This window comes from Giesbergeria giesbergeri (assembly GCF_054779375.1).
Genome location: NZ_BAAGYJ010000003.1, coordinates 149,867 through 168,271 on the forward strand (window position 1 = coordinate 149,867; position 18,405 = coordinate 168,271).

The window sequence follows — 18,405 nt, forward strand, 5'->3', positions numbered from 1 at the left end:
CCCAGCACTCCCCTTATGGCCATTCATTGATGAAGCGCGGTTTTTACACCATCATGTCGGCGCAGTTTTTCAGCTCGCTGGCCGACAATGCCTTGTTTGTGGCCGCTGTGGAGCTGTTGCGCACCGGCGGCGCACCCGAGTGGCAGCGTGCCGCGCTGGTGCCTATGTTTGCACTGTTTTATGTCATTTTGGCGCCCTTCGTGGGTGCGTTTGCCGACGCACTGCCCAAAGGGCGGGTGATGTTTGTCAGCAATGCCATCAAGGTGGTGGGTTGCTTGATGATGCTGTTTGGCTCGCATCCGCTGTTGGCTTATGCGGTGGTTGGGCTGGGGGCCGCGGCGTATTCACCAGCCAAGTACGGCATCCTGACGGAGTTGTTGCCGGCCTCGCAATTGGTCAAGGCCAATGGTTGGATTGAGGGCTTGACCATCGCCTCCATCATCTTGGGCGTGTTGTTGGGTGGGCAATTGGTGGGGCCCGTCATTGCGCCGTTGTTGTTGGGCATTGATGTGCCGGGAATGGATACCAGCATTGATACCGCACCCGAAGTAGCAATTGCTACGCTGATCAGCCTGTATCTGGCCGCTGCTTGGTTCAATACCCGCATCCCGCACACGGGCGTTGAAATGCGGCCACTGCGCCACGATCCACAACACAGTGTGCTGGCCAGCACCTTGGCGCTGTTGCCCGATTTTTGGCGCTGCAACCGGCGTTTGTGGCATGACCGGCTGGGTCAGATTTCGTTGGCCACAACTACTTTGTTTTGGGGGGTATCGGGCAATTTGCGCTATATCGTATTGGCTTGGGCTGCAGCTGCGCTGGGCTACAGCACCACTTCGGCTTCGGCTTTGGTCGGGGTGGTGGCCATTGGTACGGCTGCTGGGGCAGTGCTGGCCTCGGCCCGGATGCGCCTAGATGGCGCTACCCGTGTCATTCCATTGGGCATTGCCATGGGGGTGCTGGTGATTTTGATGAATTTCATCGATACCATCTGGCTGGCTGTGCCCTTTTTGATTGTGTTGGGGGGCTTGGGCGGCTTTTTGGTGGTGCCCATGAATGCACTGTTGCAGCACCGGGGCCATAACCTGATGGGTTCGGGGCGCTCTATTGCGGTGCAAAACTTCAATGAGCAAGCCTGTATTTTGGGGTTGGGGGGCTTGTATGCACTGTCTACCAAACTGGGGCTGTCGGCCTTTGGTGCCATTGCGGTCTTTGGCATTGTGGTGGCTGGCACGATGTGGATCATTCGGCGCTGGCACTGCCACAACTGCACCCACCATAGCCACGAAGTAGAGCACCTGCTGCACATTGCCCGCCACGACGCACACCACTGATCCTGCTGCGCACCTGTACCATGCCTGCACCCAGCCGCCGCGCCATCTTGCATACCTTACTGGCGCTGGTGTTGTTGGTGCTGGCTGCAGGAGATCTGCTCTGGCTGCACCGGCTCGACACGCTGGATCAGCGCGTGGGCGATGCCTTGCTGCGCTGGCAAGCCCAAAGCCGTGTGCCCCCCGCCGATGTGGTGGTGATCGATATTGACCAACCTTCGCTCAAGAATCCGCAGATGTTTGAGTTGGCTGGGGTTTGGCCTTGGCCGCGCGTGATTCATGCGGAACTGATCGAGCAGCTGGCGGCCCAGCAGCCGCGTGCCATCGTCATTGATCTGATCTTCAATACGCCCGACCGTTTTCGCCCGCACAACGATGTGGCGCTGGCCCAAGCTTTGCGCTTTGAGCGGGCCTTTGTGCCTATGGTGCTGATGGAGGATTCTACCGACCAAGCACCGCTGGCCTTGGCCCCACCGGCGATGGGCTTGCGCGCCCTGCCCGGTGCCAACCCCGATGCGCGTTATGGCATTGATGGCCCAGCAGCTTTGCCTGCCGAGGTCTGGCGCACTGGGTATATCAACTTCATCAAGGATGCCGATGGCACAGGCCGCGAGACCGAAACGGGCCGCATTGTCCAGGGGTGGTGGATTCCCCATTTGGTGGGGCGGGTTGCACAAGCACTGAACCTGCCGCAACCGGCCCAGCCGCGCTTTCGGTTGCACTGGTATGGTCAGGAGTTCACCCGCATTCCCTATGCCCAAGCCTATTTGGCCACCCAAACTGGCAGCGGAGCCTTGCCCTTTGATGCCCGTGGCAAGATCATCGTTTTGGGCTCCACTGCCCCCGGCTTGCTGGATTTTGTGCCCACGCCGCTGGACGCTACTACCCCTGGTGCCTTTGTGTTGGCTACGGCACTGGCCAATCTGCAAGCGGGCGATTGGCTGCGCGATGCGCCAGTTTGGGCCAACCCGTTGTTGGCGTTGCTGAGCATCGTGGGGGTGGCACTGGCTTTTGGCCTGCACCGGCCTGTGGGTTGGATTGTGGCGGTGCAGGCATTGGTGATAGTGGGGGCGCTGGGGGCCAGTGCTGGGTTACTGGGGCGCCATGTGTATTGGATACCTGTGTCGGCGTTGGTGTGGGGCACCATGGCTCTGCTGGCTTTTGGCTTGCTGAGTTCTCGGCTAGAGATGGGCCAGCGCCGCCATGTGCAGGCGATGTTCTCGCGTTTTGTGGACCCGCGCATCGTGGCGCAAATTGCCGATGCGCAGCAGGTGGCCCAAGCCCAAGTGACGGCCAGTCGGGAGATCACGGTGCTGTTTTCTGACATCCGGGGCTTTACCCATTTGTCGGAACACCGCCCACCCGAGGCTATTGTGGCGTTGCTCAACCACTACTTTGATGCCCAGGTGCAAGTGATCTTTGCCCACCAAGGCACGCTGGACAAGTTCATTGGCGATGCCATCATGGCCTTTTGGGGTGCGCCTATGGCCCAAGCCGACCATGCCCGGTTGGCCGTGGAGGCTGCACTGGCGATGGGTGAGGCACTAGAACGCTTTATGGCAGAGCTGGACGACCCCAGCGCCCGTTTTGATATTGGCGTGGGTGTGCATACTGGGCCTGCCGTGGTAGGCTTTCTGGGCAGTAGCCAGCGGTTGGATTACACCGCTATCGGAGATACTGTGAATTTGGCCAGCCGTATCGAGGGTTGCACCAAAGGCGTAGCCAGGGTATTGGTCTCTGAGACCACCCGAGAACGTTGTGGTGATGCCTTTGACTTCATTGACCGGGGCGACTTTACGGTCAAGGGCCGCGAACAGGCGGTGCGGTTGTTCGAGCCACATCGGCGCAAGCCCTGAACCACAGGAGAGATACCGTGAATACTTCATTCTTTCTGAGCCGCTGGCGGCATTGGCTGTGTGCCGGTGTAGGGTTGGCACTGGGTGTGAGTGCCTGGGCCAAAACGGTAGAAGTGGCCACCGCCACCACCTTGCGCGCCGGCCCCGCCTTGGATGCCAAGGTATTGGAGCAGCTGGACTCTGGTGCTCAGGTCGAGCACCTCGAAACCCAGGGTGGCTGGCTCAAAGTGCGTGTCAACAAGCGCGAAGGTTGGGTGCGTGTGACCCATGTCAAACTGGAAGTGAGCAGCACCAGCGCCAGCAGCCAAACCAACCCTCTGACGGGAGTGGCGGGCTTGTTTACCGCCAACAGCAACCGGCCCACAGCCACCACCGGCACGCGCGGCCTCACGCCCGAGCAATTGGCCCAAGCCCAGCCTGCCCCAGCAGAAGTGCAGATGCTGGAAACCTATGCCGTCACACCAGCACAGGCTGAACAGTTTGCCCGCAACGGAAAATTGCAAGCCCGTTCATTTGCCACACCCAAGGGAGATGCACCATGATCACCAAGCCTACCCGCCTTGCCGCTTTGCTGTTGGGCACCTTGTTGCTCAGTGCCTGCGAGACCATGAGCGTGGCCCCTGTGGGCAATTTGGTCGGCCAATTGGGCGGTGGCAGCACAGGCCACAACACCTTGGATGTGGTGCATGACGTGGTCAGTGGTGCCACGGCTGCTTTTAAAGACTACACTGCTGCCGAGCAGCGTACGCTGGGCACCGAGTTCTCGGCAGTGTTATTGGGCGCGCGCCCCTTGTTGCGCAACGAGCGCGTGCAACGCTATGTCAACCAAGTGGGTGTCTGGGTGGCCTCTCAGGCCGATAAACCCCTAGACAAAGAGGGCAAGCCCATCCAGTTTGCCTGGCGCTTTGGTGTCATTGATACCGATGCTGTCAATGCCTATGCCACCCCCGGTGGTTACATCTTCATTACGCTGGGGTTGCTCAAGCAACTGGAGTCCGAGGCCGAGTTGGCAGGTGTGCTGGCCCATGAGATTGCCCATGTCACCCGCGGTCACTACCTTGCGGCCCTGAAAAAGGGCGGCTTTGCCCAAATAGCTGGGGGTGTGGTCAAGGCCAAAGCAGGCAGTGGGGTGGTGAGCAGTGCGATGGTCAATGCCGTGCGCAACATCTATAGCCGGGGGCTAGACCAGAGCGATGAATTCCAGGCCGACCGCCTTGGTGTGTTGTATGCCGCACGCGCTGGCTATAGCCCCCAAGGTTTGCCCAATGTGCTGCGCTTGTATGCGGCCTCTGGTTCCAAGGGCGATGCCAACTACAGCATTTTGTTCAGTACCCACCCAGCACCCACCGAGCGCAGCCAGCGCATTGAACCCATGGTGAGTAGCCAACTGGCCCAGGCCGACACCACCGAGAACGAGAAACGTTTCTTGGCCATGCGCCGTCAATTGCGCTAAGCGGGCTTTTTCTGCCACAGATGCCCCGCATCTTCAGCGCAGCCCCGGTGTGTGGGGGCTGGGGGTGCTGGAGCTGCCAGCCAATGCATCTACTGGCGCTGGGCCACGCAAGGCCATGCAGAAAGGCTGCACACAGGCTGTTTCGCCTTGGTAGGGGCAGCCTGGGGTGTCGCACAGGGCCGCACTGGGATGCACCATGTCCTCCTCTTCATGGTGAACATGGCCACTGGCTTGGATGGTCGCCATGTGCAGCCAAGGGTCTTGGCGCAGATGGGGGGCACTATGGCGACCATAAAGTGTGCTGGCCTGTGCGCTGGCTGACGAGCGCAACAGTGGCTGAAACTCCAGCAGCATGAGCGCACTGGTGCGCATCCCGGCCATGCCTGGAGATTCCAAGGCCAATGCCAAGGTGCCCGATTGCAGGCTGGCCGATGGCCCCACAAAGACTGCTTGCAGTGGGCGTGGTGTTCCGGTTCCTGCGCTGGGTGCCGGTTGTGGGCTGCCGAGCCAACCATTGCCTGTGTGCGATGGCTGGGCGGTGGCCTGCGCTTGTTCCCAAGCGCGTAGCCAAGGTGTAGGCACCCGCAAGGTGATGGACACCCCGCGTGGCCCCTCTCGGGTTTGTACCACCCCTTGGTGAACCAGCCAAGTTTGCAAAGGGGCCAGGTCTGGCTCGGCCTTGGCAGGGGGTTGTGGGTCTACCACAGGTACCAGTGCGGCAGGCCAGTGCTGCGCTGCCAGCACCCGCTGGGGGCCTAGCAACGCCGTGGCTTGCTGCACCAAGGTTTGTACCAAGGTGTGCAATGGCTTGCCCACACCGTGGGAGGGCCAGTGCATTGCTGCCGGTCTGGCGATGGTCTTTTCCCCGATTGGGTGGCCTGTGGTGGAGGGGTCTGTGGTGGTGGCGTCCGAATGGCTGGTCAGCAGCATTTTGGGGGCCGCTGGTGGTAAGGTAGGCAAGTCTTGCTTGTGACCAGCATAGCTCTGAATCCAGGCATTGGTGGGCAGTGGCGGGCTGTGCTGTGCAGGCAGTGCAGGCGCTTGGGCCGCACTGTGCTCTGTCGAGGTGGGCACTGTAGAGGGTGTTGGTGCTGCCTTTGGCAGCGGTGTGGTTGTTCGTGTGGCCGGGAGGGGCACACCAGCCTGAAGTGGCGCACCCAGCGCCTGCAAGAGGGTATTTTGGTTGTGCAATTGAGCTGCTGCTTGCCCCAGACTCTGGCGCCCTTGGGCCGAGATATGCACCAGCGCCCCCGCAGTGGGTGCAGGGGGCGCGGTGGTGGCAGGAGCAGCACCCACCGGCGCTGGCGTCTCACGCGGCAGCAAGGGACTGCTTGGGCGGGTTGCCGCACTACCCGGCAAGGCCGCCGCAGGAGGCAGAGAGGAGTCCAGATGAACAGTCATGGCTGCCATTGAACCGCAAATCTGTCACTGGTATTCCAGCAAAAAACAGGGCAAAAGACGGCTGTGCACCCACGACAGCACAGCAGCGGTGCAGCCTTAACCACCCCAATGTGGGATCAACGATAGCCCTTTGGGCGGCTGCACTGGCCCACATTCCGCAGGGCTTTTAGTGCATCCCTGCAAAGCCACAGGCACCCGGCCCGCCGGGATGGCTGCAACTGCCGCAGGGGCTGGCAGGCAAGGGCACTGTCCGGGCAGCCTCGTTGGTAGTGGCAAACACCGACAGTTGTTTTTCTAACTGCTGCGACTGGCAACTGGGGCATGCAGGCACAGTGCCCGAGCGCACCAAGGTTTCAAAAGCATGGCCACAGTCTTGGCAAGCATATTCATAGATGGGCATAGCAGAGCGTGTATCCAGATAAAAGGGTCTATTCTCAGCACCGGCAGAGGTCTTGCCAAGGCCACCTTGCTGGATTGGCGCCCAGCGCACAATAAGGCCCATGTGCCTGCGGGCCTTTCTCCACCACTCCCACCCACACAAAGAGTTTTGCCTTGTCTGCTGCGCTTTCGGTCTTGAACCACATTTTTGGCTACCCGCAGTTTCGGGGGCCACAACAGGCCATTGTTGAGCACGTGATTGCCGGGGGCGATGCGCTGGTGCTCATGCCCACGGGCGGGGGCAAATCGCTGTGCTACCAAATTCCAGCCATCGTGCGCCAACAGCAAGGCCAAGGCTTAGCCATTGTGGTCTCACCACTGATTGCATTGATGCAAGACCAAGTGGGCGCTTTGCACGAAGCGGGGGTGGAGGCCGCCTTTCTCAATTCGACACTGGATTGGCAGCAGACGCAGGAGGTGGAGCAGCGCCTGCGCACGGGTGCCATCACCTTGCTCTACGCAGCCCCTGAGCGTGTGAATACACCACGGTTTTTGGCACTGCTCGATGCACTGTATCAGCAGGGGGGCTTGGGCCTGTTTGCCATTGACGAGGCCCATTGCGTAAGCCAGTGGGGCCATGATTTTCGGCCCGAATACCGTGCCCTGAGCGTGCTGCATGAGCGTTTTCCGGCTGTGCCGCGCATTGCCCTGACAGCTACTGCCGATGCCTTGACCCGTGCCGACATCATTGAGCGGCTGCAGCTGGAAGAGGCGCGGCTGTTTGTCAGTAGTTTTGACCGGCCCAATATCCGCTACACCATTGCTGAAAAAGGCAAAGACGTGACGGGCCAATTGCTGCGCTTCATTAAAGACGAACATGCGGGCGATGCGGGGGTCGTCTATTGCCAGTCTCGCAAACGGGTGGAGGAGTTGGCCACAATGTTGGCCCATGCCGGCATTGCGGCACTGCCCTACCATGCTGGTTTGCCCGCCGAGTTGCGCCAAGAGCACCAAAATCGCTTTCTGCGCGAAGAGGGCATTGTCATGGTGGCCACCATTGCCTTTGGCATGGGCATCGATAAGCCCGATGTGCGCTTTGTGGCCCATGTCGATATGCCCAAGAACATCGAAGGCTACTACCAAGAAACAGGCCGTGCGGGCCGCGATGGGCTGGCCGCCCATGCTTGGATGGCTTATGGCTTGAGCGATGTGGTGAACCAGCGGCGCATGATTGATGAAAGCCCCGCCGCTGAAGAGTTTAAACAGGCGCTGCGTGGCAAGCTAGAGGCGCTGTTGGCATTGGCCGAGGCTACGGACTGCCGCCGGGTGCGCCTGTTGGCGTATTTTGACGAGGCATCGACGCCCTGCGGCAATTGCGACAATTGCCTGCACCCCCCCGAAGTTTGGGATGCTACCGACTGCGCACGCAAGCTGCTATCGACCATCTACCGTATCCAACAGGCCAGTGGACTCAACTTTGGTACCCAGCACACACTGGATGTGTTGCGTGGCAAAAGTACCGACAAAATCGTGCAATATGGTCACGACAAGCTCTCTACCTTTGGTATTGGGCCAGAATTTGGCGAGTTGCAATTGCGTGCGGTGCTGCGTCAGTTGTTAGCCACCGGTGCGGTGGGATTGCATAAGGTGCAATTGGACAATGGGCACAGCTTTGATACCCTGTGCCTGACCGATGCCTCACGGGCGGTGCTGCGTGGCGAGCAGCCGGTGCGTTTGCGCGCTTCGGTAGCAGCCCCTGCTGGTTTGCGTGAGCGCCGTCAGCGCCGCACAGCCGCCAGCCTGCCCCCTGTGGCCGAGGGGCTAGACCAGGCAGCCTTGGCCCGTTTTATCAACTTGAAAGCCTGGCGTGCCGAGGTGGCCCGCGAGCATGGTTTGCCTGCTTATGTGATTTTTCACGATGCCACGCTGGCCGCCATTGCGCAGCAGCAGCCGGGCACACTGGCGGATTTGCAAGGTATTAGCGGCATGGGGGCCAAAAAATTGCAAGCCTACGGGGCCGAAGTGCTGCGGGTATGCAACTCACCAAGGGTTTAACGCAGAACTTCGGGCAGCTCGATTTTCACTTCCAGCACTTCGAGGTTCTCTTGGCGTTCCAGATGGACTTTGATGTCGTCCAGATCAATCGACACATACTTGGAAATGACGGCCAGCAACTCGCGCTGCAAAGCGGGCAGGTAGTCGGGCATGGCTGCATTGCGCCCAGTGCGCTCGTGCGCCAAAATGATTTGCAGGCGCTCACGAGCCACATTGGCAGAGGTTTTTTTCTCTCCCAGAAACAAGGTCAGCAAGGACATGCGCAGCCTACCTCCCGCCAAAGATGCGCTTGAAGAAGCTGGGCTTTTGCGCATCGGTAAAACGCATGGGCTTGTCTTCGCCCAAGAAGCGTGCTACCACATCATGGTATGCCTCGGCCACATCAGTGCCCTTGAGGTGAATGGCGGGCAGGCCTTGATTGGAGGCTTGCAACACCTCTTCGGACTCAGGCACCACCCCAATCAGCGGAATGCGCAAAATGTCTTGGATGTCGGTGATAGACAGCATGTGACCATCTTCGACCCGATTGGGATCGTAGCGGGTGATAAGCAGATGTTCTTTGACCGCTTCGCCACCGTCGATGGCCCGTTGCGTTTTGCTGCCCAACATGCCCAAAATGCGGTCGGAGTCGCGCACTGAGGAGACTTCGGGGTTGGTCACTACCAAGGCCTCGTCGGCAAAGTGCATGGCCATCAGGGCGCCGGTTTCGATACCGGCTGGAGAATCGCAGACGATATAGGCAAATCCCATTTCGGCCAAACCCTGGAGCACTTTACCTACGCCTTCCAAGGTCAGTGCGTCTTTGTCGCGGGTTTGCGAGGCCGCCAAGATAAACAAGTTATCGCAGTTTTTGTCTTTGATCAGTGCTTGGCTGAGGTTGGCTTCGCCTTGGATGACGTTGATCAGGTCATAAACCACGCGGCGTTCACAGCCCATGATGAGGTCAAGGTTGCGCAGCCCCACATCAAAGTCGATCACGGCTGTTTTGTGACCGCGCAGCGCGAGACCGGAAGAAAATGCGGCGCTGGTGGTGGTTTTTCCCACGCCCCCCTTGCCTGAGGTCACGACAACGATTTTGGCCATGGATTGAAATTCCTGTGCAATAGGTAAGATTCGGATGTGGGTTCAAGCCAGCGGGCAGACGCTCAGAGCGGTTCGATCAGCAGCTTTTCGCCATCGAGCCGCACTTGGGCGGGTTTGCCCACGACTTCGGCAGCAATGGCTACTTCGGTGGTGCAGTAAATGCCCGCAATCGAGATCAACTGGGGGTCCATACAGGTGGTGAAGATGCGCGCGCCGGTGTCGCCCCTGGCGCCAGCAATGGCACGCCCACGCAAAGGTGCATACACATGGATGTTGCCGTCGGCAATCACTTCGGCACCAAAGCTGACCATTGCCAGCACCACCAGATCAGCGCCCCGCGCATAGACTTGCTGCCCCGAACGCAGGGGTTTGTCTACCACCACGGCTGGCACCCTGGGTGCAGGCCGCACCACTTCTACTTCATGCACTACCTCGTGAATGATTTCGCGCACCTCCGGTGGTGCTGGCGGGCGAGCGGGCGGGGCATCGGAGGCTGCCACCAAGCCCACACTGTGGGCGGCTGCCATCTGTGCGGTGCTGCCACCACGCACTGCCACCGGCACCGTGCGGTGCTGGTGCAGCAGGTGGGCCAGTGCTGCAAAGTCAATGGGTTTGGGCTCGTCACGCACACCGGTCAGGTCGATCAGTACCGGGTCGTTGTCGAAGAAGTCTGGGTCGTCGGCCAGGCGCTGGGCCAACTCGGCGGCCAGCACCCCGACATCGGTGCTCTTGAGCATCACCGCCACTACGGGCAGCGAGGCGCTCTTGAGGTCAAAGCTGGAGCGATTCTGTACCGCAGTGTCAATGGCCATGGGCGAGAGGGGTTGAAAAGGAGCGATCAGGGGCGCGCTTCCATAAGCAGCGGAGTGTACCGCGCGCGCTTATGGGATGCACCTGTCTTGTGCATCCAGCGTGGCACAACAACGTAGGGATTGCGCTGTAAAAGAGGGGGAGATCCGGTTTTCTACGCATATCAATTGGCCCCACAATGCACTGACCCGGCCCCGTGGCACTGTTACTGCCCTTGGGCCAGGCCTTTTTCTCCATCCAGAAAGATCGACCGAATGATTGCACTGAACCACACCCATGATCCCGCCGCCCGCAGCTGGCTGGCTTCGGCCAACGTGCCCGGCTGTGATTTTCCGATCCAGAATCTGCCGATTGCCGTCTTTCGCCATTTCCGCGAGAACGAAGCCTTCCGTGGAGGCATTGCCATTGGCGACCAAGTGATTGATTTGGCACGGGTCGTGGTGGTCGGTTGTCTGGAGGGCCGGGCTGCCGAGGCGGCACTGGCTGGTGCCTACCACAACCTCAATGTGCTCATGGGTTTGGGGCCAGATGCTTGGCAGGCACTGCGTCATGGGCTGTTTGCGCTGCTGCAGGAGGGGGCCGAAGGCCCCAAGGTGGATGCGCTGCGCACCTGCCTGATCCCCCAAGTGGCGGTGGAATACAACGTGCCCGCCCAGATTGGCGATTACACGGATTTTTACACTTCAGTGCACCATTCGGCCAACATTGGCAAGATTTTGCGTGGCGATAACGGCACCGATCCCGTGCTGCCCAATTTCCGCTGGATTCCCGTGGGCTACCACGGTCGTGTCTCCAGCATTGGCGTTAGTGGTCAAGAATTCCGCCGTCCCTTGGGCCAGTCCCTGCCTGCCGGTGCCACCGAGCCCGTCTTTGGCCCTTGCAAGCGTCTGGACTATGAATTGGAGTTGGGCATTTATGTGGGCCCTGGCAATGATCTGGGCAATGCGATCCGTTTGGCCGATGCTGAAGCGCATATCTTTGGTATTTGCCTGCTCAACGACTGGTCGGCCCGCGATATTCAGGCTTGGGAATACATGCCCTTGGGCCCGTTCTTGTCCAAAAATTTCGCTACCACCGTATCGCCCTGGATTGTGTCGATGGAAGCCTTGGCCCCTTATCGCCAAGCGTGGGTGCGCCCCGAGACCGACCCCCAACCCCTGCCCTATCTGAACGATGCCAGCAACAACGCCGCTGGTGCGCTGGATATTCAACTCGAAGTGGCTATCGACACCCCCCAGCGCCGTGCCGCAGGGGCCAACCCCGTGCGGGTATCGCAAACCAGCTTCCGCCACCAGTACTGGACGGCGGCGCAAATGCTGGCCCACCATACCGTGGGTGGTTGCAACCTGCAGCCCGGCGACTTGCTGGGGACTGGCACGATCTCTGGCCCCACCCCTGCCGAGGCCGGTGCCTTGATCGAGCTGACCAAAGGGGGCCGTGAGCCTATCACCCTGAGCGGCCCTGGCGCTCCAGATGAGCAGCGCAGCTTTCTGGAAGATGGCGATACCGTCATCATCCGTGGCTGGTGTGAAAAACCCGGTGCTGCCCGCATCGGTTTTGGTGAATGCCGTGGCACAGTGCTGCCCGCCCGCGACAACACCTGAACACAGCGGCGCTAGAGCGGCGCCTTGGCCCCTTTAGTTTGCGACCACCAGGGACGGCTATGCCGTCCCTTTTTTTGGGGGGCTCACGGCCCTAGGCCGGCTCTATACTGGGTCGCGCACCTGTGGTGTGCGTCTTTGTTGATTGGTTTTTTAGGAAGGAACTTCCCGATGTCCGGTTCTGCTTTCCATGCCCTCAAAACCCTGGCCTTGGCATTGGCCGTTTTCTCTACTGGGTTGGCCCATGCTGCTGGCGGTCATGGCCCGCACTGGAGTTACCACGGTGACCACGAAGGGCCAGCCCGCTGGGCCGAATTGGACACCACCTTCGAGACCTGCGCCAAAGGCCGCAACCAAAGCCCGGTAGACATCAGCACTACCGTCAAGGCTGAGTTGCCTGCTTTGCAGTTCCACTACGGCCAGTCTGAACCCACCATTGTCAACAATGGACACACTGTGCAGGTCAATGTAGCGGCAGGTAGCCAGCTCAAGGTGGGCGAGCAAACCTACGAGCTATTGCAGTTTCACTTCCATACCCCCAGCGAGGAAACCATCCAGGGCAAGCACCTGCCTATGGTGGCGCACTTTGTCCACAAAAATGCCACTGGGCAATTGGGCGTGGTAGCGGTGTTGTTCCAGTCCAGCCCGACACCCAAGAACGCTACTTACGCACCAGTGTTTGACCACCTGCCCCGTCCCGGCGAGAAGATCACTGTAGATGGACTGGTGCTCGATTTGGCTCATCTGTTGCCTGCTGAACGGGGCTACTACGCCTTTGAAGGCTCCTTGACGACGCCACCCTGCTCCGAGTCGGTGCAATGGATGGTGCTGAAAAAACCGGTGGCGCTGGGGCACGAGCAGATCAAGGCGTTCCGGCGCTTGTTCAACGCCAATGCCCGTCCGGTGCAGCCGCTCAATGGCCGGATCATCAAAGAGTCACTTTGAGTCGTCAGTAGAAACCCTGTCAGTAGAAACCCTTAGTTTTTGCTGAGTCGGCGCTAGAATCCGCAGCTTTGACCCCTGCGGAGCTTTTCTATGTCTTTGGCCGATCGGGTTCGTTACCCAGACTTTCTCCAGCGCACCATGACTGCCGAACAGGCAGCCGCCCTGATTCCTGCCGGTGCCAATGTGGGCATGAGTGGTTTTACCGGCGCGGGCTACCCCAAGGCGGTGCCGCTGGCGCTGGCGGCACGTATCGAGAACGAACACGCCCAAGGCCATCCGTTCCGTATCAGTGTGTGGACGGGGGCTTCCACGGCCCCCGAGTTGGATGGGGCATTGGCCAAGGTCAATGGCATCGAGATGCGCCTGCCCTTTCAGTCCGACCCGATTTGCCGCAACAAAATCAACAGCGGCGAGATGCAGTTCAGCGACATGCACCTGTCGCACGTAGCGCAACACGCTTGGTTTGGCTTTTTGGGCCATCTGGATGTGGCCGTGGTAGAGGTGGCGGGGGTGCTGCCCGATGGCCGTTTGATTCCATCCACCGCAGTCGGTAACAACAAAACCTGGCTGGATTTGGCCGATAAGGTGATTTTGGAAGTGAATACCCAAGTGCCGGAGAAGATGGACGGCATGCACGATATTTACTACGGCACGGCGGTGCCGCCGCACCGCAAACCTATCCCCATGACGCACCCGCACGAGCGCATTGGCGAGCCGTATTTGCACGTCGATCCGGCCAAGGTGGTGGCAGTGGTGCATACCCACCAAGGCGACCGCGACACCCGCTTTGCCACGCCGGATGAGGTATCGCAAAAAATCGCTAGCTACATCATCGACTTTTTGCAGTTTGAGGTGAAGCAAGGCCGCCTGCCTGCCCATTTGTTGCCGCTGCAATCGGGGGTGGGTAACGTGGCCAATGCGGTGCTGGCTGGGCTACTGGATGGCCCGTTTGAGCAACTGACCGGCTACACCGAAGTGCTGCAAGATGGCATGTTGGATTTGTTGCGTGCGGGCAAGATGGTGTCGGCCTCGGCCACCGCCATTTCTCTCAGCCGCACCGCCTTGGCTGATTTTCAGCAAAACATCGATTTTTACCGCGAGCGCATCTTGCTGCGTCCGCAAGAAATCAGCAACCACCCCGAACTGGTGCGCCGCTTGGGCATCATCGCCATGAATGCCATGATTGAGGCCGACATCTATGGCAACGTGAACTCCACCCACATCATGGGTTCGGGCATGATGAATGGCATTGGCGGTTCGGGCGACTTTGCGCGCAATGCTTACCTGTCGTTCTTTGTCACGCCTTCGGTGGCTAAAGATGGTGCCATCTCCTGCATTGTGCCAATGGCTTCGCACGTAGACCACACCGAGCATGATGTGCAAATCATCGTCACGGAACAAGGCTTGGCCGATTTGCGCGGCTTATCGCCCACGCAGCGCGCCCAACGCATCATTGACCACTGCGCCCACCCGGACTTCCGCCCGGCATTGCACGACTACTTGGCCCGCGCCAAGAAGGGGGCTGCTGGTCAACACACGCCGCATTTATTGGACGAGGCGCTGTCGTGGCACAGCCGCTATGTGAAGACTGGCAGTATGAAGGGATAAAAAACAAAAAATCAATTCAAAAGCAGAGCACTATTCAGTGGTGCGTCAGCGCCGCCGATGCCAAGCGAGGGTCTCGGCGCTGCTGCTGCCGAATGAAGCGTGCCAATTCTTTGTCCAGCCGGTGGATATGGATGGACAACCAGTCGCGCAGCAACCAAGACAGTTGCGCTGCTACCGTGATGGCACCGGCTTGGTAGCGCACCCGCAGGCTTTCCAGATCGGCCATGAAACGCTGGTGGCCCTGCCGGTGTTCGGCCAAATGCGGATAGCCCCAAGCCTCCATTTGTTGCTCTTCGTGGTGGATATGGCTACGGGTGTCGCGAATGATGGCCTCCAACAAGGGCCCTACCACTTCGTGACCGCGTCCTTGGCTGGTGGCCGTGTGCAAGGTGTTGACCTGCTCCACCAGCAACTGATGGTCTTGATCAATCAGACCATTGTCGATCGCCATGTCATTGCCCCATTGGAAATAAGCCATTTGCATTCTCCCGTTGGTATGCACCATCTGCATGAAAAGCGTCAGTCTGGTGCTGAAACTGATAGTGGCTTTTTACGCCTGTTCTGTGACAGAGGGAAGAAGAAAATAGGCATATCTCTATCAGGGAAAACGATAAGATAGCTTCTATCTTGCATGAATCAATAGACTGATGCTATTGATTTAATAGTATTTGTTGATCGAATTGGGCAGAGCATCGGTACTTTGCTGCTGGTCTATCGCACGCTCTGGCGCTAAGGTAGCAAGGTCTATTGCTTGCCCTTGTTGTCTGCCATGACTGCTCCATCCCCCCGCATTCCTGCCCAAAAGAAAACCACCCACAAAATTCATGCCGAAGTCGCTTTGCACGACCACACCCGTTGTCGAGGCTTTATCCACTTGCAGGCCAATCAGCGTTTGCAAGATCTGCTCAACGATCGGCGCGGCTTTATTCCACTGGAGATGAGTGCCGACGGTGGCGAGCTGATTCTTATTTCCAAGCGTTTCATCGTTTATATCCACGAAACCAATGTTGATTTTTCGGACTTCAAGATTTCTGATTAATCCACGCTAGCCACCTGCGGGCCATAAGGCCCGTGCTGATGGGGTCTCTGTAGAACCCAGCAGAGAGCAGCAGGCACCAAAGCTGGCCCCCAATGCCTCTAAGGCGGATATATGGCCTCTCTGGCAGGTCGTCTAAGTGCATGGAGGGTTGAAAGTGGGAAAATCAGCCCCCTTTACTTTCGCCCCCAGCGCAGAACAGCCCATGCTTTATCCCCAAGAATTCGATGTCATCGTCGTTGGTGGCGGCCACGCCGGAACCGAGGCGGCACTGGCCGCTGCCCGCATGGGTTGCCAGACTTTGCTGCTGACCCACAACATCGAGACCTTGGGCCAAATGAGCTGTAACCCCAGCATTGGCGGCATTGGCAAGGGCCATCTGGTCAAAGAGGTGGATGCGCTGGGTGGTGCGATGGCCTTGGCCACCGATGAGGGCGGCATTCAGTTCCGCATCCTGAACAGCAGCAAAGGCCCGGCAGTGCGTGCCACACGGGCGCAAGCCGACCGCATTCTCTACAAGGCGGCCATCCGCCGGATGTTAGAAAACCAGCCCAATCTGTGGCTGTTTCAGCAGGCGGTAGATGATTTGATGGTGGAGGGTGAGCGTGTGGTGGGGGCGGTGACGCAAATAGGCGTGCGCTTTCGCAGCCGCACGGTGGTGCTGACGGCAGGTACTTTTTTAGATGGCAAAGTGCATGTGGGCCTGAACCACTATGCCGCAGGCCGTGCCGGAGACCCGCCCGCCATCAGCCTCTCAGCCCGCCTGAAAGAGTTGCAACTGCCACAGGCCCGCCTGAAAACCGGCACACCGCCACGCATTGATGGCCGCACGATTGATTTTGCCCAATGCACCGAGCAGCCCGGCGATGGTATGCCCGGCGGTGTCAATGAAGGGACAGTGCCGGTGTTCAGCTTTATGGGCAAGGCCGCCATGCACCCGCAGCAAATGTCGTGCTGGATTACGCACACCAACGAGCGCACACACGAGATCATTCGTAGTGGCTTTGACCGCAGCCCCATGTTCACCGGCAAGATTGAAGGCGTGGGGCCGCGCTACTGCCCGAGCGTGGAAGACAAAATCAACCGCTTTGCCGATAAAGACAGCCACCAAATCTTTTTAGAGCCAGAGGGCTTAACCACGCACGAGTTTTACCCCAACGGCATCAGCACCAGTTTGCCGTTTGACATCCAATTGGCGTTGGTACGCAGCATGAAGGGGCTAGAGAACGCCCACATCTTGCGCCCCGGCTATGCGATTGAATACGACTACTTTGACCCACGCTCGCTCAAAAGCAATTTTGAAACCCGGCAGATTCAAGGCCTGTTCTTTGCTGGGCAAATCAACGGCACCACCGGCTACGAAGAAGCCGCTGCCCAAGGGCTGTTTGCAGGCCTGAATGCGGCGCTGCAATGCCGGGGCCAAGCCCCTTGGCTGCCCCGGCGTGATGAAGCCTATTTGGGCGTGCTGGTGGATGACCTGATTACCAAAGGCGTGACCGAGCCCTACCGCATGTTCACCAGCCGGGCTGAGTTTCGCCTGCAACTGCGCGAAGACAATGCCGACATGCGCCTGACCGAGCAGGGCCGCCAGATGGGCTTGGTGGATGATGCGCGTTGGGATGCCTTCAGCCGCAAGCGCGATGCGGTGGCGCGTGAAACAGAACGCCTCAAGGCCACTTGGGTCAATCCGCGCATCCTGCCTGCTGCCGAATCCGAGCGTGTGTTGGGCAAAGCGATTGAGCATGAATACAACCTGTTTGAGCTGCTGCGCCGCCCTAACGTTGCTTATGCGGCGCTGATGCAAATGGATGGCGGCAAATACGCCAGCAACGATGTTTCACGTGAAACATTGGGCGATGCCACCGATGCGGTACTAGAGCAGGTAGAAATTGCGGCCAAATACGCGGGCTACATCGACCGGCAAAAAGATGAAGTACAACGCGCCGCCCATTACGAAAGCCTGCGCCTGCCGCCCGAGCTGGACTATATGCAGGTTTCGGCCTTGAGCATGGAGGCCCGGCAGAAACTACAAAAGCACCGCCCCGAAACCTTGGGGCAGGCCTCGCGCATCTCGGGCATCACACCGGCCACGGTCTCACTGCTGCTGGTGCATCTGAAAAAGGGTGGCTTCAAAGGCTTTGTCAGCAGCACCACCCCGGAGGCGGTATGAGCACCATGGATTTGGAAGCGCCACTGCGCCAAGGCATACAGGCACTGGGCTTGCATTTGAGTGATGTGCAGGTGCAGCAGTTGCTCGACTTTATGGCGCTGCTACAAAAGTGGAACAAGGTTTACAACCTCACAGCAGTACGCAACCCGGCTGAAATGCTCACCCACCATTTGCTCGATAGCTTGGCTGCGGTAGCTCCTTTGCAGCGGCATCTGGCGACTTTGGCTGCGGCGGGGCATACCGCCCCGCGCCTGTTGGACGTGGGTTCTGGCGGTGGTTTGCCGGGCGTGGTGTTTGCTATTTGCTGCCCGGCGCTGGATGTGAGCTGCGTCGATACTGTGGCTAAGAAGGCTGCCTTTATCCAGCAAGCCGCGGTGGCACTCAAGCTGCCCAATCTGCACGGCATCCATGCACGGGTGGAGTCGCTCTCTGGCCCGTTTGATGTGGTCAGTTGCCGCGCCTTTGCTTCGCTGCCCGACTTCACCGCTTGGTCGCGTACTGCCTTGGGGCCGCAAAGTGTCTGGCTGGCGATGAAGGGCAAACATCCGCAAGAAGAAATGGACGCTCTGCCGGCTCAGGTGCAAGTGTTTCACGTGGAACCTCTCACCGTACCGGGGCTGGATGCCGATCGTTGTATCGTCTGGCTGCGTTTGGCGGCCACCACCACAGCCTAAACGC

General features: G+C 59.3%; 17 protein-coding genes. 11 read left to right on the forward strand and 6 right to left on the reverse strand.

Annotated elements, in window-relative coordinates:
- The first annotated feature begins 29 nt into the window (after positions 1-29).
- From lplT to ACYVB2_RS08670, 4 genes are read left to right on the forward strand one after another with little or no spacing between them, the layout of a single operon-like run.
- On the forward strand, positions 30-1,334 hold the full coding sequence (lplT, locus tag ACYVB2_RS08655) for a lysophospholipid transporter LplT (RefSeq protein ID WP_382431905.1): 1,305 nt from the start codon (positions 30-32) through the stop codon (positions 1,332-1,334).
- Positions 1,335-1,354: 20 nt separating this feature from the next.
- On the forward strand, positions 1,355-3,187 hold the full coding sequence (locus ACYVB2_RS08660; protein ID WP_382431903.1) for a CHASE2 domain-containing protein: 1,833 nt from the start codon (positions 1,355-1,357) through the stop codon (positions 3,185-3,187).
- 17 nt (positions 3,188-3,204) lie between these two features.
- A complete protein-coding gene (locus ACYVB2_RS08665; RefSeq protein WP_382431901.1) occupies positions 3,205-3,729 on the forward strand; it encodes an SH3 domain-containing protein in 525 nt (174 codons plus the stop codon).
- Positions 3,726-4,640 carry a M48 family metalloprotease gene (locus ACYVB2_RS08670; RefSeq protein WP_382431899.1) on the forward strand — a complete coding sequence of 305 codons (915 nt, stop codon included), beginning with the start codon at positions 3,726-3,728 and terminating at the stop codon, positions 4,638-4,640. The genes ACYVB2_RS08665 and ACYVB2_RS08670 overlap by 4 nt, the downstream gene beginning before the upstream one ends.
- A 33-nt stretch (positions 4,641-4,673) precedes the next feature.
- Here the strand turns inward: ACYVB2_RS08670 and ACYVB2_RS08675 are convergent, their stop codons facing one another.
- Positions 4,674-6,041: a hypothetical protein gene (locus ACYVB2_RS08675; protein WP_382431897.1), complete on the reverse strand. Its 1,368-nt coding sequence runs from the start codon at positions 6,039-6,041 to the stop codon at positions 4,674-4,676.
- 166 nt (positions 6,042-6,207) lie between these two features.
- Entirely contained in the window at positions 6,208-6,441 is a 234-nt protein-coding gene (locus tag ACYVB2_RS08680; RefSeq protein ID WP_382431895.1) for an FmdB family zinc ribbon protein, read from the reverse strand.
- Between the two features lie 152 nt (positions 6,442-6,593).
- Here ACYVB2_RS08680 and recQ point away from each other — a divergent pair, with 152 nt between their 5' ends.
- Complete coding sequence (recQ, locus tag ACYVB2_RS08685; protein WP_382431893.1) at positions 6,594-8,474, forward strand: DNA helicase RecQ; 1,881 nt, start codon at positions 6,594-6,596, stop codon at positions 8,472-8,474.
- Here the strand turns inward: recQ and minE are convergent.
- The 3 genes from minE to minC form a co-directional block, all read right to left on the reverse strand.
- Positions 8,471-8,734 (reverse strand): cell division topological specificity factor MinE, encoded by a 264-nt coding sequence (gene minE, locus ACYVB2_RS08690; RefSeq protein ID WP_382431891.1) that lies wholly within the window; start codon positions 8,732-8,734, stop codon positions 8,471-8,473. The genes recQ and minE overlap by 4 nt on opposite strands.
- 7 nt (positions 8,735-8,741) lie before the next feature.
- Entirely contained in the window at positions 8,742-9,557 is an 816-nt protein-coding gene (minD, locus tag ACYVB2_RS08695; protein ID WP_460536164.1) for a septum site-determining protein MinD, read from the reverse strand.
- A 62-nt stretch (positions 9,558-9,619) separates the two neighbouring features.
- A complete protein-coding gene (minC, locus tag ACYVB2_RS08700) occupies positions 9,620-10,369 on the reverse strand; it encodes a septum site-determining protein MinC (protein WP_460536167.1) in 750 nt (249 codons plus the stop codon).
- Positions 10,370-10,621: 252 nt separating this feature from the next.
- On the opposite strand from minC, the gene fahA reads away from it, so the two are divergent.
- The 3 genes from fahA to ACYVB2_RS08715 all read left to right on the forward strand — a co-directional run bounded on the left by fahA (position 10,622) and on the right by ACYVB2_RS08715 (position 14,521).
- Complete coding sequence (fahA, locus tag ACYVB2_RS08705; protein WP_382431885.1) at positions 10,622-11,971, forward strand: fumarylacetoacetase; 1,350 nt, start codon at positions 10,622-10,624, stop codon at positions 11,969-11,971.
- A gap of 168 nt (positions 11,972-12,139) precedes the next feature.
- Positions 12,140-12,913, forward strand: a complete 774-nt coding sequence (locus tag ACYVB2_RS08710) for a carbonic anhydrase (protein WP_382431883.1) — start codon at positions 12,140-12,142, stop codon at positions 12,911-12,913.
- 90 nt (positions 12,914-13,003) lie between these two features.
- Positions 13,004-14,521 (forward strand): acetyl-CoA hydrolase/transferase family protein, encoded by a 1,518-nt coding sequence (locus ACYVB2_RS08715; RefSeq protein ID WP_382431881.1) that lies wholly within the window; start codon positions 13,004-13,006, stop codon positions 14,519-14,521.
- A 34-nt stretch (positions 14,522-14,555) separates the two neighbouring features.
- Here the strand turns inward: ACYVB2_RS08715 and ACYVB2_RS08720 are convergent, their stop codons facing one another.
- Positions 14,556-14,999: a bacteriohemerythrin gene (locus ACYVB2_RS08720; RefSeq protein ID WP_382431879.1), complete on the reverse strand. Its 444-nt coding sequence runs from the start codon at positions 14,997-14,999 to the stop codon at positions 14,556-14,558.
- 291 nt (positions 15,000-15,290) lie between these two features.
- Here ACYVB2_RS08720 and ACYVB2_RS08725 point away from each other — a divergent pair, with 291 nt between their 5' ends.
- The 3 genes from ACYVB2_RS08725 (at position 15,291) to rsmG (ending at position 18,401) form a co-directional block, all read left to right on the forward strand.
- Positions 15,291-15,560 (forward strand): DUF6812 domain-containing protein, encoded by a 270-nt coding sequence (locus ACYVB2_RS08725; protein WP_382431877.1) that lies wholly within the window; start codon positions 15,291-15,293, stop codon positions 15,558-15,560.
- Positions 15,561-15,762: 202 nt separating this feature from the next.
- A complete protein-coding gene (gene mnmG, locus ACYVB2_RS08730; RefSeq protein ID WP_382431875.1) occupies positions 15,763-17,727 on the forward strand; it encodes a tRNA uridine-5-carboxymethylaminomethyl(34) synthesis enzyme MnmG in 1,965 nt (654 codons plus the stop codon).
- On the forward strand, positions 17,724-18,401 hold the full coding sequence (gene rsmG, locus ACYVB2_RS08735; RefSeq protein ID WP_382431873.1) for a 16S rRNA (guanine(527)-N(7))-methyltransferase RsmG: 678 nt from the start codon (positions 17,724-17,726) through the stop codon (positions 18,399-18,401). Before mnmG ends, rsmG begins: the two co-directional genes overlap by 4 nt.
- The last annotated feature ends 4 nt before the right edge of the window (positions 18,402-18,405 follow it).